The organism is Lentzea sp. NPDC006480, from assembly GCF_040611995.1.
Lineage (GTDB): Bacteria > Actinomycetota > Actinomycetes > Mycobacteriales > Pseudonocardiaceae > Lentzea.
The window spans coordinates 21,430-37,111 of record NZ_JBEXPJ010000008.1; the positions used below are offsets into that span (position 1 = coordinate 21,430).

Consider the following 15,682-nt stretch of genomic DNA (forward strand, 5'->3'; position numbering starts at 1 on the left):
AACAAACACCCGTGGAATCGAGCGCGCACACCAACACCGACGACGAACGCCGACCACCGGCGGCACCCCGACCCCACGCGCGGGCGGGCGCGCGGTGGTTATTGGCGCGAAGGATCCGGGGCGGTCTGACTATCCTTGAGCGCAAATGGACACCCCGCTCGCTGAACTGCACAAACGCCTGCCCGAGCTCATGCCGCGTGATCAACGCCGGCTGGCCAGGCGCCTCGACGGCGTACGCCGGGTCAAGGACCCGCTCGCCCGCAAGAAGATCACCGAGGAGATCGCCGCCCTGATCGACGAGGCGGCGCTCAAGGTCGCGCTGCGCCGGGAGTCCGTCCCCAAGATCACCTACCCGCAAGAGCTGCCGGTCAGCCAGCGCAAGGACGACATCAAAGAGCTGATCGCGGCGAACCAGGTCGTGATCGTCGCGGGCGAGACCGGCTCCGGCAAGACCACCCAGCTGCCCAAGATCTGCCTCGAACTCGGCCGCGGCATCACCGGCCAGATCGGCCACACCCAGCCGCGCAGGATCGCCGCCCGCACCGTCGCCGAACGCGTCGCCGAGGAGCTGAACTCGAAGCTCGGCGACACCGTCGGCTACAAGGTCCGCTTCACCGACCAGTCCGGCGACGACACCCTCGTCAAGCTCATGACCGACGGCATCCTGCTCGCCGAGATCCAGACCGACCGCACCCTGAGCAGGTACGACACGATCATCATCGACGAGGCCCACGAACGCAGCCTCAACGTCGACTTCCTGCTCGGCTACCTCAAGCAGCTCCTGCCGCAGCGCCCCGACCTCAAGATCGTCATCACGTCCGCGACGATCGACCCGCAACGCTTCAGCGCCCACTTCGAGAACGCCCCGATCATCGAGGTCTCCGGCCGCACCTACCCCGTCGAGACCCGCTACCGGCCGCTCGACGAGGAGGACGACCAGACCCAGGGCATCATCAACGCCGTCCACGAGCTGCAGGCCGAAGGCCCCGGCGACGTCCTCGTGTTCCTGTCCGGCGAACGCGAGATCCGCGACACCGCCGACGCCCTCAAAGCCGAAGACCTCCGCAACACCGAGATCCTCCCGCTCTACGCCCGCCTCTCCGTCGGCGAACAGCACCGGGTGTTCCAACGCCACACCGGCAGAAGGATCGTGCTCGCGACCAACGTCGCCGAGACCAGCCTCACCGTCCCGGGCATCAAGTACGTCATCGACCCCGGCAACGCCCGCATCTCCCGCTACAGCCACCGCCTCAAGGTCCAGCGCCTCCCGATCGAACCCATCAGCCAGGCGAGCGCCAACCAGCGCAAGGGCCGCTGCGGCCGCGTCAGCGAAGGCATCTGCATCCGCCTGTACTCCGAAGAGGACTTCGAGGCCCGCCCCGAGTTCACCGACGCGGAGATCCTGCGCACCAACCTCGCCAGCGTCATCCTGCAGATGACCAACATCGGCCTCGGCGACATCGCGCGGTTCCCGTTCATCGACCCGCCCGACAGCCGCAACATCAACGACGGCATCGGCCTGCTCCAAGAGCTCGGCGCCATCAACGCCGCCGAGAAGAAGCTCACCCCGACCGGCCGCAAGCTCGCCGCGCTGCCCGTCGACCCGCGCCTGGGCCGCATGGTGCTCGAAGCCGACACCACCGGCTGCCTCAAAGAAGTCATGATCATCGCCGCGGCGCTGTCCATCCAGGACCCCCGCGAACGCCCCGCCGACCAGCAGGAAGCCGCCACCCAGCAGCACGCGAGGTTCGTCGACAAGGAATCCGACTTCGTCACGTTCCTCAACCTCTGGCAGTACCTCAAGGAGCAGCAGAAGGAACTGTCCGGCAACCAGTTCCGCAAGCGCTGCAAGGCCGAGTTCCTCAACTACCTGCGCGTGCGCGAGTGGCAGGACATCTACCTGCAGCTTCGGCAGGTCGCCAAGCAGATCGGCATGCACCTCAACGAACAGCCCGGCGACCCCCGCAACATCCACATCGCATTGCTTTCGGGCCTGCTCAGCCACATCGGCGTCCAGGACATCGTGAAAAAGCAGGCTCCAGGCGAAAAACGCCGGCCCCTCACGGAGTTCCTCGGCGCCCGCAACGCCAAGTTCGCGATCTTCCCCGGCTCCGCGCTCGCGAAGAAGCCACCGCAGTGGGTGATGGCCGCCGAGCTCGTCGAGACCAGCCGCCTGTGGGGCCGGATCGTCGCCAAGATCGAACCCGAGTGGGCCGAACGCCTCGGCGAGCACGTGATCAAACGCCAGTACTCCGAACCGCACTGGGAGACCAAGCGCGGCTCGGTCGTCGCGCTGGAGAAGGTCACCCTCTACGGCGTGCCGATCGTCGCCGGCCGCAAGGTCAACTACGGGCGCATCGACCCCGAGCTGAGTCGCGAGCTGTTCATCCGCCACGCGCTGGTGCAGGGGGAGTGGACCACCCACCACCGGTTCTTCCACACCAACCGCGCCCTGCTCGAAGAAGTCGAGGAGCTCGAGAACCGCGCCCGCCGCCGCGACATCGTCGTCGACGAGGAGACCCTGTTCGAGTTCTACGACCAGCGCGTCGCCCCCGAGGTCGTCTCCGCCCGGCACTTCGACTCCTGGTGGAAGAAGCAGAAGAACAAGGACCTGCTCACCTTCACCAAGGACATGCTGGTCAACGACCGCGCCGACGTGAGCCCCGACGCCTACCCCGACCAGTGGCAGCAAGGTGAGCTGACGCTGCCGCTGAGCTACCACTTCGAACCCGGTACCAAGAACGACGGCATCACCGTCCAGCTCCCGCTGCCCGCGCTGACCACGCTCGACGACGACGCGTTCTCCTGGCAGATCCCCGGCCTGCGCCACGAGCTCGTGGTCGCGCTGATCCGGTCACTGCCCAAGCAGATCCGCCGCAACTTCGTGCCGGTGCCCGACGTCGCCACCGCCGTGCTCGCCCGCATCAAGCCGGAGGACACGAGTCTCCTTTATGGCATCGAACGTGAGCTCAAAGCGCTGACCGGCGTGACCGTGCACCGCGAGGACTGGCAGTTCGACGCCGTCCCCGACCACCTGAAACTCACCTTCCAGGTCGTGGACGAGCAGAACCGGACGCTGGCCGAGGGCAAGGACATCGCCGCGCTCAAGGAGAAGCTGCGCGACGAGGTCCGCGCGTCGCTCAGCCAGGCCGCCGGGCATCTCGAACGGACCGGGCTCACCACCTGGGACTTCGACACGCTGCCGCGCACGATCGAGCAACGCCAATCCGGCATCACGGTGACGGCGTATCCGTCGCTGGTGGACCAGAGCTCGGCCGTCGCGATCAAGGTGCTCGACACCCCGGGACGTCAGGCCTACGCGCATCGACGAGGCGTGCGCCGGCTTCTGCTGATGGGCATCAACTCGCCCGTGAAGCACCTGCAACGTCACCTCGACAACGCCGCCAAGCTCGCGCTGACCCGCAACCCGCACGGCGGCGTCGCCCAGCTGCTGTCCGACTGCATCATGGCCGCGGTCGACCGGCTCATGGGCGAGCCCGCCTGGGATGCGAAGGCGTACGCAGCTCAGCTGAAGAAGGTCCAGGCGGCGCTCAACGACACCACCTGGGTCGTCGTGCAGGAAGTGCGCAAGGTGCTGGAAGCCGCGCACGAGGCCGAACTGAAGCTGTCGTCGCTCAAGGGCGCGCCGGACTCGGTCGCCGACATCCGCGCGCACCTCAACTCGTTGGTGTACAAGGGGTTCGTCACGCACACCGGGTACGACCGGCTGCCCGACCTCGTCCGCTACCTCAAGGGCATCGCGCGGCGCATCGAGAAGCTGCCGGAGAACCCGCGCCGCGACCTCGACTGGACCGACAAGGTGCACCAGGTCCACGCCGAGTACCGCGAACTGCGCGCGCAGACGCCGGCCGACGAACCCGCGCCGGAACTCGACGAGATCCGGTGGATGATCGAGGAACTGCGGCTGTCGTACTTCGCCCAGACCATCCCAACCCGGTACACGGTCAGCGACAAGCGCATCTACAAGGCTCTGGACGCCGTGCCCTTGTAGCGGCGGCTACCGTGGAGCATGCACTTCCCGGGGGATTCCACATGGGTGATCTCAAGCGGTGACGGCGGCACGTTCCCGTTGTTCGTGCGGGACGCGCTCGGCATCAGCACACCGACCGCCGACTCGATCCCGCGCCTGACGCCGCCGGTCCCACGCGTGACCGGCGTCCTCGTGCCGCCGGAGTTCACCCCGGACTGGGACCGGTGGTGGCGCGACTGCACGCAGAACGGGCACGGCCGCGAACCGATCGGCATCGACGTGCGGCTGCGCGAGGCCTACACGCGCTGGCACAGCCCCACCACACCGGAGGCCACGAGCCACCGCGACCACCTCAGGACCTTCTTCTCGGCCGCGGTGCAGGAAGTGGTCGTCGGCCTGGAGCAGGAGCTGGGCCACCGGCCGATCTTCCAGCTCGACATCCTCCAGATCCCCGTCGAAGGCCAGTTCTGGCGCCGCCTCACCCGCGACAAGGTCCTCGTCTCCGAAGAACTGCTGGGCTCCCGCAACGTCCTCGCACCCCTGGAGTCAGTGATCCGGGACCTCGCCCAGTAGCGCCTCACCCGTGCGGTACAGCTCCACCAGCAACGGCCGCAACAACAACCCGCGCGACGTCACCGCGTAGGAAGTGCGCACCGGGAAACCGGGGGAGCGGGTGCACGACACCAAACCCTGCGCCACCAACGAGTCCAGCCGCTCCGTCAGCACCTTCGCGCTCAACGACGGCAGCGATGCGCGCAACGACGAGAACGACTGCGGGCCGTGCAACAGGTTTCGCAGCACCAGCGTCGCCCAACGGCCGGACACAGCCGCCAACGCGACCTCGACCGGGCAGTCCGCGGTCGGACGGTCCCAAGTCACCGTTTGGTGACCCACTTCAGCGAACGCAACGCTGTCGGCATGCATCCCGTGAGTGTGGCCCACGCGTTCGCCGCAGCGTTCAACGCCAAGGACGCCCACGCCGTCGACGCCGTCTACGAACCACAGGGCCTGTTCGTCCCCGAACCCGGCCGCACCGTCACCGCAGCCGCACGACAAGCCGCCAACCAGCGGTTTCTCGACCTCGGCCTGCCGATCCAGCTCAACCCCAGGCACGTCTACGAGCACGACGGCATCGCGTTGCTCATCGTCGACTGGACCATCGGCGACGTGACCGGCACCGCCACCGACGTCGCACGCAAAGGCGCGGACGGCCGGTGGCGGTACGTGATCGACAACCCCTTCGGCGTCAGCTAGACCCCTGGAGGCTCCATCGCGCCGGTCATGATCGCCACCGCGTCCGACATCGACACCGACTTCGGGTCCACCACGGCCTTGCGACGGCCCAGCCGCTGGATGTGGATGCGATCGGCCACCTCGAACACGTGCGGCATGTTGTGGCTGATCAGGATCACCGGCAGACCCTTCTCCCGCACCTGCAGGATCAGGTCCAGCACCGCCCGCGACTCCCGCACACCCAGCGCGGCAGTCGGCTCGTCCATGATCACCACGCGGCTGCCGAACGCCGCCGCCCGCGCCACCGCCACGGCCTGACGCTGACCACCGGACAACGTCTCCACCGCCTGGCCGGGGTTCTGGATCGTCATGATCCCCAGCGCGTCCAGCTGACGACGGGCCTCATCCCGCATCCCGGCGCGATCCAGCATCCGGAACACCGAACCCAGCACACCAGGACGACGACGTTCACGCCCGAGGAACAGGTTCGCGGCGATGTCCAGCGACGGCGACACCGCCAGCGACTGGTGCACCGTCTCGATGCCCGCCCGCCGCGCGTCCAGCGGCGACGAGAACGACACCTCGGCGCCGTCCACGAAGATCGAGCCCTCGTCCGGGATCACCGCCCCGGACAGGGCCTTGATCAGCGACGACTTCCCCGCACCGTTGTCCCCGATCACCGCCAGGATCTCACCGGGCAGCAACTCCAGGTCCGCACCCGCCAGCGCGGTGACCCTGCCATAGCGCTTCACCAGACCGGTGGCCTGCAGGACGGGCGTCATGCCTTCACCTTCCTGATCCACTGGTCCAGCGACACCGCCACGATGATCAGCACACCGACCGCCATCGTCTGCCACAGCACGTCGACACCCGCGAGCGCCAGGCCGTTGCGGAACACCCCGACGATCAAGGCGCCCAGCAACGATCCCACCACCGCGCCACGGCCACCGAACAGCGACGTCCCGCCGATCACCACAGCCGTGATCGAGTCCAGGTTGTCCGTCTGCCCGGCCTGCGGTGACGCCGACGCGATCCGGCCGATCAACGTCCACGCCGCCACCGCGTAGATCAGGCCCGCCGTCGCGTACACCGACAGCAGCACCCGCGCCGTGCGGATACCCGACAGGCGCGACGCCTCCAGGTCGTCACCCGTGGAGTAGACGTGCCGGCCCCACGCGGTGTTCTTCAGCACGAACGCCATCGCCGCCACCAGCAGCACCAGCATGATCGACCCGTAGGTGATCCGCGTGCCGCCGACGGTGAACGTCTGGCCGGTGAACAGCAGCAACGACGGCATGTCCGTGCCCCGGATCGTCGCGCTGTGCGAGTACCAGAGGTTCAACGCGAAGAACACGTTCAACGTCCCGAGAGTCACGATGAACGGCGGCAGCTTCAACCGCGTCACCAGGAACCCGTTGAGCAGCCCGCACAGCGTGCCCACCAAGAACCCCAGCAGCAGCGCGGGCAACCCCGGCAGGCCGGTCTCGGCCGCGACCTTCGCCATCACGATCGACGTCAGCACCATGATCGCCCCGCACGACAGGTCGATCCCCGCCGTCAGGATCACGATCGTCTGCCCCACGGCCAAGGTGCCGACCACGGCGACCTGCTGCAGGATCAACGAGATGTTGCCGGGCGTGAGAAACCGCTCCGACAACAGCGCGAACACGATCACCGACGCCAGCAGCACCACCGCGGGGCCGATCGTGGCCTGCGCGTGCAACAGGTGCTGCACCCGCGTCAGCAGGGACTGATCCCGCTCCTCCACGACTGCGGTCATCTTCTCAGCCCCAGCAGTTCTGCAGGCCGAACGCCGAGTCCTTCGACTCCACGCCCGCGGCCGGCTGATCGGTGATCAACGTGACCCCGGTGTCGGTGTCCTTCGGCTTCGACCCGTCCTTGGCGAACTTCGACACGGCTTCCACGCCCAGCTGCGCCATCTTCAGCGGGTACTGCTGCGACGTCGCCCCGATCACGCCGGCCTTCACGTTGTTCACGCCGGGACAGCCGCCGTCGACCGACACGATCACGACGTCCTTCTCCTTGCCCGCCGCCTTCAACGCCTCGTACGCACCGGCGGCCGCGGGCTCGTTGATCGTGTAGACCAGGCTGACGCCCGGATCCTTCTGCAGCAGGTTCTCCATCGCCGTGCGCCCACCGGACGGATCACCGTTCGTCACGTCGTGACCCACGATCCGCGGATCCGACTCGTCCCCGATCCGGTTCTTGTCCTTCACGTCCACGCCGAAGCCCTGCAGGAACCCCTGGTCGCGCTGCACGTCCACCGACACCTGGTTCGGGTTCAGGTCCAGCAACGCGATCTTCGCCTGCTTGCCCGACGTCGCGAACTTCGCCTTCGCCCACGCCCCGATCAGCAGCCCCGCCTTGAAGTTGTCCGTCGCGAACGTCGCGTCCGCGGCGGACGCCGGTTCCAGCTGCGTGTCCAGAGCGATCACCAGCAGACCCGCCGCGCGCGCCTTGTCCACCGACGGCACGATCGCCTTCGAGTCCGACGGCGTGATCAGAATGCCCTTCGCACCCGACGCGATCAGGTTCTCGATCGCGTCCACCTGCGTCTGGTTGTCACCGTCCTGCTTGCCCGCGAACGACTGCACCGTCGCACCCGACGACGACGCCGCCTGCTGCGCGCCCTCCTTCATCTTCACGAAGAACGGGTTCGTGTCCGTCTTCGTCACCAGGCCGACCAGAGTGCCGCCGCCCGACGAACCACCGTTCCCGCACGCCGCCGCGACCAGCGCCAGCACCGCCACCGCCGTCAGCCCGAACGCTCTGCGCGACATGACTCCTCCTACGTCAACGTTGACGTAACCTGCCGGGCAAAGACCGGGCGCGGTTACGTGTAAAGAGGGGATTCCATTACGTCATCGTTGACGCTAGCTTTCCCGGAGAAGACGCCACAACAGGCCGTTACGCAAGCGTTACCCGGGGTGGGTGGACATGGATCATGCAGGTGAGAGACGCGAACCCACGATGCGCGACGTCGCGGCGCTCGCGAAGGTCAGCACCAAGACCGTCTCCCGCGTCATCAACGACCTGCCCGGCGCCGGGCCCGAAGTCGTCGAACGCGTGCGCGCCGCCGCCCGCTCGCTGGGCTACCGGCCCAACCTGACCGCCAGCAGCCTGCGCCGCTCCGACCGCCGCAGCGCCACCATCGGCGTGCTGTTCGAGGACCTCTCCAACCCGTTCGACTCCGCCCTGCTGCGCGCCGTCGAGGACCGCGCCCGCCACAACGGCGTCCTCGTCCTCGCCGGCAGCAGCGAGGACGACCGCACCCTGCAGAGCGAACTGCTCGTGTCGCTCTCGGCGCGCCGTGTCGACGGCGTCGTCGTCATGGCCGCCGGTGGCCACCAGGACGCGTTGCAGCAGGAACGAGAGCGCGGCACCCCGATGGTGCTCGTCGACCGGCCCCCCACCTTCGGCGGCACCGACTGCGTCACCACCACCAACCGCGACAGCTCCCGCGACGCCGTCCTGCAGCTCGCCGCACTCGGCCACCGCGACATCGCGTTCCTCGGCGACCGCCGCACGTTGTGGACCAGCCAGGAGCGCTACACCGGCTACCTCGAAGGCCTCGCCCAGGCCGGGCTCACCCTGCGCGACGAGCTCGTCCGCACCGACCTGCACGGCGCGGACCTCGCAGAAGCGGCCACCAAGACACTCCTGGACCTCGACCGGCCACCCACCGCGCTGTTCACCGCCCAGAACCTCGTCACCGTCGGCGCCATGAGAGTCCTGCGCGCCCGCGACCTGCACCGAAGCACCGCGCTCATCGGGTTCGACGACTTCCCGCTCGCCGACATGCTCGAACCCGGCATCACCGTCGTGCGCCAGGACGTCCCCGGCATCGGCCGCAAAGCCGCCGAGCTCGTCTTCGCCCGCATTGACGGCGACACCTCACCACCCGTGCACGCCGTCGTCCCCGCCGCCCTCGTCCGCCGCGGCTCCGGCGAGATCAGGCCGTCAGCGCACTGACAGCACCGCGTCGATCACCTGCGGACCCGAGCACAACACCTCGTCGTTGTGGTCGGCGCCCTCGATCTCGATCAACCGCGCACGAGCCGCCGCGGCGACCTCGCGGCTCTGCGCTGCGGGCACGACCGAGTCCGCGGTCCCGAGGATCACCGTGACCGGAACGTCCACAGCGGACACGCGGTCGAGCACGGGGTACTTGTCCCGCAACAACATCTTCACCGGCAGCCACGGATAGTGGTGCGACCCCACCGCCGCGAGCGACGCGAACGGCGACCGCAGCACCAGCCCGAGCGGCGCGTGATAGGTCGCCAGCTCGACCGCGACGGCCGCGCCCAGCGACTCGCCGAGGTAGATCACGGGCCCGTCGACCAGGTCCAGCGCGGCCCGCGCGTCATAGGTCAGGCCCTCCTCGGACGGCTCGCCGGGGTTGCCGCCATAACCGCGGTAGTCGAACAGCAGCACCGACAACCCGCGATCGGTCAACGACCGCGCGAGCGGAATCCGCCCCTCCCGGTTGCCGCCGTTGCCCGGGAACACGATCACCGTCGCCGGCGCGTCCCGCACTTCGAAGTGCCAGCCGTCGAGCATCAGACCGTCGGCCGTCACCAGCCGCACGTCGCGCCCACCAGGGAGAACCTCCTCCGCGGACGGCAGCGGACCGGGGGAGGGGAAGTAGACCAGCTTGCGCTGAAAGGCGAAGACCACGGCGACGATGGTGACAACCACCGCCACCGCGGCCAACACCGGCCTGCCCATCACACCATTTCAGCAGCGCTTGTCCGTCGTGGCGAACGCGGCGTACTCCGGGTTGTCGTACAGGTGCCCCTGCGCCTGAGTGCACACACCCAACGTCGGCGTGCCGTCCGACCACACCTCCCGCTGCCGGTTGCCGCCCTTCTTGTAGCCCTTGGTGCCACCGGACGTCAGGATCGCGGCCGAGACGCGGTAGTCGTTGCCCTGGTTGTGGTAGACGTCCCAGACGTACACGTACGCCCAGTTCTTGCCACAGCCCTTGAACTGCTTGACCGACGCCAGCTGCACACCGGCGTCCGCGCCGATGTAGGCGGTCCGGCCGATCTGCGTCACCGGACCACACCCCGGCGCCGACTCCGCGTGCGCCATCCCCGGCGACATCACCGCCACGAACAACGCCCCTGCCAGCACGAGCGAACGCTTCACGATCAGCACCTCCAGTCGGTCTCGGCGGTCAGCCAGGTGTCGCTGATGACGAAGTTCTTCAGCGCACCGACCGCGCGCGTGCACTGGGTCAGCGAGTTCTGGCCCACCGACCAGCCCTCCTGCACGTTGCGCGGATAGGTCTTCTGACCCTTGATCTGCTCGGCCACGTCCATCGCCACCGTGATCTGGAAGTCGCCGACCTGACTGGCGAACGAGTCCCACACGTAGATGTAGCCGTAGTTCTTGCCACAGCCCTTGAACTGCTTCACCGACGCCTTCGCGTCCCGGGAGTCACCGCCGATGTAGGCGGTCTTCCCGATCTGCACCACCGAGGCACACCCCGGCGCCGACTCGGCGTGCGCGACACCGGACGAGAACCCGGTCAGCGCGAGTGCGGCCACCGCCGCGACAGAAACGAATCTCACGCCCCGACCGTGCCCCGCCCCAGTTAGTCAGCGGTAAATCGGCGCGGCAGCAGCAGCGACACCGCCGTGGCGACAACGAGCATCACCACCGCCACCACCAACGCGACCCGCAAGCCGCCCACCGCGCCGAACACCGCCACCGCGAGCGCACCGCCCGTCTGCCGCACCGAGTTCAGCACCCCGGCCGTCATCCCCGCCCGGTCCGCCGCGACCTCACCCATCACCACCGCGGTCAGCGACGGCACCACCAGCCCCAGCCCGAACCCGACCGGCGCCAGCAGCACCGCGATCACCGGCCCGGACTCCGCCCACAGCAACGACACCATCGCCAGCCCGCAGACCACCTGCCCGAGCACGATCGGCACCCGCGGCCCGTACCGCGCCGCCAGCCGCGCCGACACCAGGTTCGCCACCGCGATCACCGCCGTCATCGGCAGGAACAACAACCCCGCCGCCATCGGCGAGAGCCCCAGCCGGTCGTGGAAGAACAGGCTCAGCACGAACACCAGCCCGTAGAACGCCGCGTTCACCACGAACCCGATCACCATCGACACGCTCACCGCACGCGACCGGAACAGGCTCAACGGCACCATCGGCGCCGCCACCCGCGACTCGACCACCACGAACGCGACCGCCGCCACCGCCGCGAGACCCAAGGCCGCGGGTTCGCCCTCGATCACGCCGAACGTCAACGCCACCAGCGCCACCATCGCGGTGACCTGCCCGAGAAGATCTAGCGGCCGGGCCACCCGCGGCGACGACGGCGTGCGCGCCAGCACCACCAGCGTCACGATCCCGACCGGCACGTTCACGAAGAAGATCGCCCGCCACCCCAGCGTGCCGGCCAGCACCCCGCCGGCCACCGGACCCGCCGCGATCGCCAACGCGCCACCGACCGTCCACAACGCGATGGCCCGAGCCCGTTGCGCCGCGTCCGGGAAAGCCTGCCGCACCAACGCCAGCGACGACGGCAGCATGATCGCCGCCGCCCCGCCCTGCAGCAGCCGCGCCCCGATCAGCTCGCCCAGCCCCGGTGCGAGCCCGCACACCGCCGACGCGAACGTGAAGACGGCGGCACCGGCACCGAACGCCCGGCTCGCCCCGAACCGATCCGACAAGGCACCCGCCGACAACAGCAACGCGGCCAGCATCAACGTGTAGGCGTCCACGATCCACTGCAGCGCCGACGTACTGCCACCGAACTCACGGCCCACCGCGGGCAGCGCGACGTTCATCGCCATCGAGTCGAGGTTGAGCAGGAAGATGCCCAGGAAGGCCGTGGCCAGCACCAGCTTCGAGCTCGCCGGAGCGGGCCTGGCGGTCAGGAGAGTCGTCACGCCACCAACACTCGCGACGATCACGCGCGTTAGTCAGACCGCGTTCTTCCGGGGTGTGCGAGAGGGGGTGTGACACGGCCAGGGAACTCCGTCGGACCGCTGGCAGACTGAATCGCATGACCGAGTTCGGGAAGTTCCTGCGAGCACGCCGCGGCGGCATCAGCCCGGCCGACGTCGGGCTGCCCGCCAGAACCGGTCCCCGCCGCACCCCCGGCCTGCGCCGCGAGGAAGTCGCCGCACTCGCCGGAGTGAGCATCGACTACTACGTGCGCCTCGAACGCGGCAAGGAGACCCGGCCCAGCCCGTCCGTCGTCGAGGCACTGGGCGACGCGCTGCGCCTCAACTGCGAGGAGCGGACCTACCTGCGTGAACTCGCCGCGGTCGCCGCCCGGCAGGCACCCGAGACCTCGCCGGTGCCGTCCCGCCGCGTCCGTCCCACGATGAAACTGCTGCTGGAAACGTTGCGGCCCAACCCCGCCTACGTCGTCAGCCGTACCAACGACCTGCTCGCCGCGAACCCCGGCGGACTGCGGCTGCTGCACGGCATCGAGGACTGGCCCGAGAAGCAGCGCAACACGATCCGGTACACCTTCCTGCACCCCAACGCCCGCGAACTGTGGAACGACTGGGACGTGAAGGCCAAGGCGTGCGTCGCCCAGCTGCGCGCCATCGCCGGCGCCGACCCCGACGCTCCGGACCTGGCCTCGCTCGTCGGCGAGCTGATCGTGAAGAGCCCCGACTTCAACCGGCACTGGGAACGCTACGAGGTGCGCACCATCGGCGACGGCGAGAAGACCATGCACCACCCCGAGGTCGGCACGATGACGCTCTCGCACGAGGCGCTGACCCTGAACCGGGCCCAGGGCCAGCGCCTCATCGTCTACCTCGCCACGCCGGGCACGCCCGACCACGACGCGATGACGTTGCTGGACCTGCTCGCTACCCCGCGGCCACCGCGTACAGGAACCACGTCGAGTGCGGGATCCACTGCTCAAGCCACCGCCAGTCCGTGTTCGGACCCGACGACGCCACACCCGGATCCCACTCGATCCCACGACCGTCCGCCGCACGCCCGGTGATCCCGTTGACGATCCCGCCCGCCGCCCGGATCCACCGCCACGAACCGACCGCCGAACCGTCCGGGTACTCCAGGTAGATCGGCGACGTCCGCCCGCTGCCCTCCAGCATGCTCACGTCGAACGGGTTGCAGCCCACGATCCAGTTCAGCTGGTCCGCCGCGTACGCCCGCAGTTTCGCGGCGAACGCCACGTCGAACCTCGGCGCCGCCAACCGGGCGGCCGCGGCCAGTGAGGCCAGGCGCGCGTTCTCGCCCTGCCACCACGTGCCCGCCGCGTCGTGCGGGAAGAAGAACCCGTCGAACCGCTCGCCCGCCGCAGTCTGCACCACCTGCCGCGCATAGCCGAACGGGTTCGCGACCGCGCCCGTGATCGACAGCTCGAACTCCAGCGACTTGCGTATCGCGGGTAGTACGTCCGTGCCGCCGATCGACTGGTACGCAAGCAAAGCGACCACCGGCATGCCCGCGTCCGACGGATGGAAGTACGGCCGATCCTTGTCGTCCGCCCGGAAATGCCCGCGCGGCAGAATCCGCGCGACGAGAGCTGCCGCCCGCTTGTCCGCCTCAGCTTTGTACTCGGGCTTCTGCGTGGCCTTGAACAACTCCACGGCCGCGAGCAGGACGTTGTAGTCGTCCTGGATGTTCTCCTTGCCGTCGTTGGTCAACCGCACGTTGTTGACCTGCAGGAACGAGAACGCCGCCTCGGCCGCGGACAGGTACTTCGACCGGGGGAAGTCACCGTCCACCGTGCCCCGCGCCGCCCGTGCCAGCGCCGCGATCGCGACACCACACCCCTCGCGGTAGTTCAGCGGACCCTTGCGCAGGAACCGCTTCGACGGGTCGATGCCGATGTCGTCCTCCTGCGGCTGCCGCACCGACCCGTAGAACGAGCCTCCCGGCATCTGCACCCGCACCAGGTAGTCCGCCCCGTACACGGCCTCGTCGTGCAACAGCTCCCGCAGATGCCGGAAGTCCGGGTTGTTGCGCCGCGTCAGCTCGTCGTACGACGTCCACAGCACGTACGCGGTCAACGGCAGCTGCAGCGTGTTGCAGAACGAGTACTTCGACAACTGCGTGAAGTGCTTCGACCAGTCCGCCGCCGCGTCGTACCAGCCGCCGTGCGCGTCGACACGGATCGACGGATCCGGCTCGTAGGGGAGCGACCGGTCCACCCTGTCGTACTCGCCGAACGACCGCGAGTCCTTGAAGAACCGCACCACGTGCGGCAACGTCCGCCGCTCCAGCACCAGCGGCTCGATCACGAACGGCCGCGACACCCCACCCTCGGTCGACAACACGAATTCACCGGAACGAGTGAAGTTCGAGAAGTCGACGACCGAGTAGAACGACGGCACCGCCGGGAACTGGTTCGCCTTCCAGTCCGCCACCGGGCCGACCGTGCGCGCCGACCCGCGATGCACCACCTTGCCCGTGCCGTGCTCGACCAGCTCGAACCGGTGCGGGCCGGGGGTCGTGCAGGCGATCACCGCCCGCTTCGGCCCCTCGGCCTCGTACCCGACGTTGTTCGTCAGCACCCACGTCAGCCCGCCTGGTGCGGCTGATGCTGTGCCTGCGGCGGCTAGTGCTCCGGCTGTTCCGAGTAGGAAAGAACGCCTGGCAGTGCCCATCCCGTACGCCTCCAAAGCATTACGGAGGGCGGCGGCGTGATCACCCTACGGCGTGAGCGTCCGTGAGAACAGAGCCAACAGCTCGGTCCAGTGGCGTTCGGCGGCCTCGGCGCTGTACATGGCGGTGTCGGCCTGCGTGTAGCCGTGGTGCGCGCCCTCGTAGACCTCGCACCGGTGCGTCACGCCGGCCTCGGAGAGAGCCTTCTCCAAGCGCTCGATCTGCTCGGCGGGCATCGAGGTGTCCTGGTCCGCGTGCGCGAAGTACAGCTCCGCCGTGATCCGAGGAGCCAGCAGGTGCGGGCTGTCGTCCGCCTCCGAGGCCAGCTGAGCACCGTGGAAACCGGCCGCCGCGGCGACCCGGTCCGGGTACGTGCCGGCCGTGCGCAGCGCGAGTCCGGCACCCATGCAGTAGCCCGTGATGCCGACCGGCCCGTCGGCGGCGAGGGGTGAGTCGGCCAGGAACCGCAGGTACGCCTCGGCGTCGCGCATCAGGGCATCCGGTGTCAACGACCGCATCATCGGCATGATCTGCTCGAACAGGCCAGGACGTGCCGCCGGGTCGATGTAGTCGGGCAGGTCGATCACCGGCGCCCGCCCGATGCGGTAGAAGACGTTGGGCACCAGCACCACGTACCCGGCCTCGGCCAGCCGGTCGGCCATCTTCTCCAGGTGCGGGCGCAGGCCGAACGCGTCCATGTAGAACAGGACGGCGGGGAAGGGCCCGTCGCCGTCGGGGTGAACCAGGTAGGCGTCCGCGGTGCCGTCTTCGGTGACCACGTCCACGGAAGTTCCGTGCACAGCACTCAACTGCTTGTCCT

Annotated in this window: 14 protein-coding genes and 1 pseudogene; 5 read left to right on the plus strand and 10 right to left on the minus strand. The window is 68.7% G+C overall.

Annotated elements, in window-relative coordinates:
- Positions 1-145 precede the first annotated feature (145 nt).
- Together hrpA and ABZX92_RS05320 are read left to right on the plus strand one after the other, a co-directional pair.
- Complete coding sequence (hrpA, locus tag ABZX92_RS05315) at positions 146-4,012, plus strand: ATP-dependent RNA helicase HrpA (RefSeq protein ID WP_355554307.1); 3,867 nt, start codon at positions 146-148, stop codon at positions 4,010-4,012.
- A 45-nt stretch (positions 4,013-4,057) separates the two neighbouring features.
- Entirely contained in the window at positions 4,058-4,564 is a 507-nt protein-coding gene (locus ABZX92_RS05320; protein WP_355554309.1) for a hypothetical protein, read from the plus strand.
- On the opposite strand, the gene ABZX92_RS05325 is transcribed toward ABZX92_RS05320, so the two are convergent.
- Positions 4,538-4,870, minus strand: a complete 333-nt coding sequence (locus ABZX92_RS05325; protein ID WP_355554311.1) for a helix-turn-helix domain-containing protein — start codon at positions 4,868-4,870, stop codon at positions 4,538-4,540. The two genes, ABZX92_RS05320 and ABZX92_RS05325, sit on opposite strands and share 27 nt — an antisense overlap.
- 39 nt (positions 4,871-4,909) lie before the next feature.
- Between ABZX92_RS05325 and ABZX92_RS05330 the strand changes: the two genes are divergently transcribed.
- Positions 4,910-5,245: a DUF4440 domain-containing protein gene (locus ABZX92_RS05330; protein WP_355554313.1), complete on the plus strand. Its 336-nt coding sequence runs from the start codon at positions 4,910-4,912 to the stop codon at positions 5,243-5,245.
- On the opposite strand, the gene ABZX92_RS05335 is transcribed toward ABZX92_RS05330, so the two are convergent.
- From ABZX92_RS05335 to ABZX92_RS05345, 3 genes are read right to left on the minus strand one after another with little or no spacing between them, the layout of a single operon-like run.
- On the minus strand, positions 5,242-6,006 hold the full coding sequence (locus ABZX92_RS05335) for an ATP-binding cassette domain-containing protein (RefSeq protein ID WP_355554315.1): 765 nt from the start codon (positions 6,004-6,006) through the stop codon (positions 5,242-5,244). The two genes, ABZX92_RS05330 and ABZX92_RS05335, sit on opposite strands and share 4 nt — an antisense overlap.
- Positions 6,003-7,004, minus strand: coding sequence for an ABC transporter permease (locus tag ABZX92_RS05340; RefSeq protein ID WP_045315389.1), 1,002 nt, complete (start codon positions 7,002-7,004; stop codon positions 6,003-6,005). The genes ABZX92_RS05335 and ABZX92_RS05340 overlap by 4 nt, the downstream gene beginning before the upstream one ends.
- A gap of 4 nt (positions 7,005-7,008) precedes the next feature.
- On the minus strand, positions 7,009-8,025 hold the full coding sequence (locus ABZX92_RS05345) for a sugar ABC transporter substrate-binding protein (protein WP_355554317.1): 1,017 nt from the start codon (positions 8,023-8,025) through the stop codon (positions 7,009-7,011).
- A 157-nt stretch (positions 8,026-8,182) separates the two neighbouring features.
- Between ABZX92_RS05345 and ABZX92_RS05350 the strand changes: the two genes are divergently transcribed.
- Entirely contained in the window at positions 8,183-9,217 is a 1,035-nt protein-coding gene (locus ABZX92_RS05350) for a LacI family DNA-binding transcriptional regulator (protein ID WP_355554319.1), read from the plus strand.
- On the opposite strand, the gene ABZX92_RS05355 is transcribed toward ABZX92_RS05350, so the two are convergent.
- The 4 genes from ABZX92_RS05355 to ABZX92_RS05370 are packed head-to-tail and all read right to left on the minus strand — an operon-like array spanning position 9,206 to position 12,158.
- On the minus strand, positions 9,206-9,973 hold the full coding sequence (locus ABZX92_RS05355; RefSeq protein WP_355554321.1) for an alpha/beta fold hydrolase: 768 nt from the start codon (positions 9,971-9,973) through the stop codon (positions 9,206-9,208). The two genes, ABZX92_RS05350 and ABZX92_RS05355, sit on opposite strands and share 12 nt — an antisense overlap.
- A 9-nt stretch (positions 9,974-9,982) precedes the next feature.
- Positions 9,983-10,396: a hypothetical protein gene (locus ABZX92_RS05360; protein ID WP_355554323.1), complete on the minus strand. Its 414-nt coding sequence runs from the start codon at positions 10,394-10,396 to the stop codon at positions 9,983-9,985.
- 2 nt (positions 10,397-10,398) lie between these two features.
- The gene (locus tag ABZX92_RS05365) at positions 10,399-10,821 is read right to left on the minus strand and encodes a hypothetical protein (RefSeq protein WP_355554325.1); all 423 of its coding nucleotides are present in this window, start codon (positions 10,819-10,821) and stop codon (positions 10,399-10,401) included.
- A gap of 23 nt (positions 10,822-10,844) precedes the next feature.
- On the minus strand, positions 10,845-12,158 hold the full coding sequence (locus tag ABZX92_RS05370; RefSeq protein ID WP_355554327.1) for an MFS transporter: 1,314 nt from the start codon (positions 12,156-12,158) through the stop codon (positions 10,845-10,847).
- A gap of 116 nt (positions 12,159-12,274) precedes the next feature.
- On the opposite strand from ABZX92_RS05370, the gene ABZX92_RS05375 reads away from it, so the two are divergent.
- Positions 12,275-13,237: a helix-turn-helix transcriptional regulator gene (locus ABZX92_RS05375; protein WP_355554329.1), complete on the plus strand. Its 963-nt coding sequence runs from the start codon at positions 12,275-12,277 to the stop codon at positions 13,235-13,237.
- A gap of 88 nt (positions 13,238-13,325) precedes the next feature.
- Here the strand turns inward: ABZX92_RS05375 and ABZX92_RS05380 are convergent.
- Positions 13,326-14,864, minus strand: a pseudogene (locus ABZX92_RS05380) (glycoside hydrolase family 9 protein); the annotation flags it as partial.
- Between the two features lie 45 nt (positions 14,865-14,909).
- Entirely contained in the window at positions 14,910-15,662 is a 753-nt protein-coding gene (locus ABZX92_RS05385) for a dienelactone hydrolase family protein (protein ID WP_355554464.1), read from the minus strand.
- Positions 15,663-15,682: the final 20 nt, after the last annotated feature.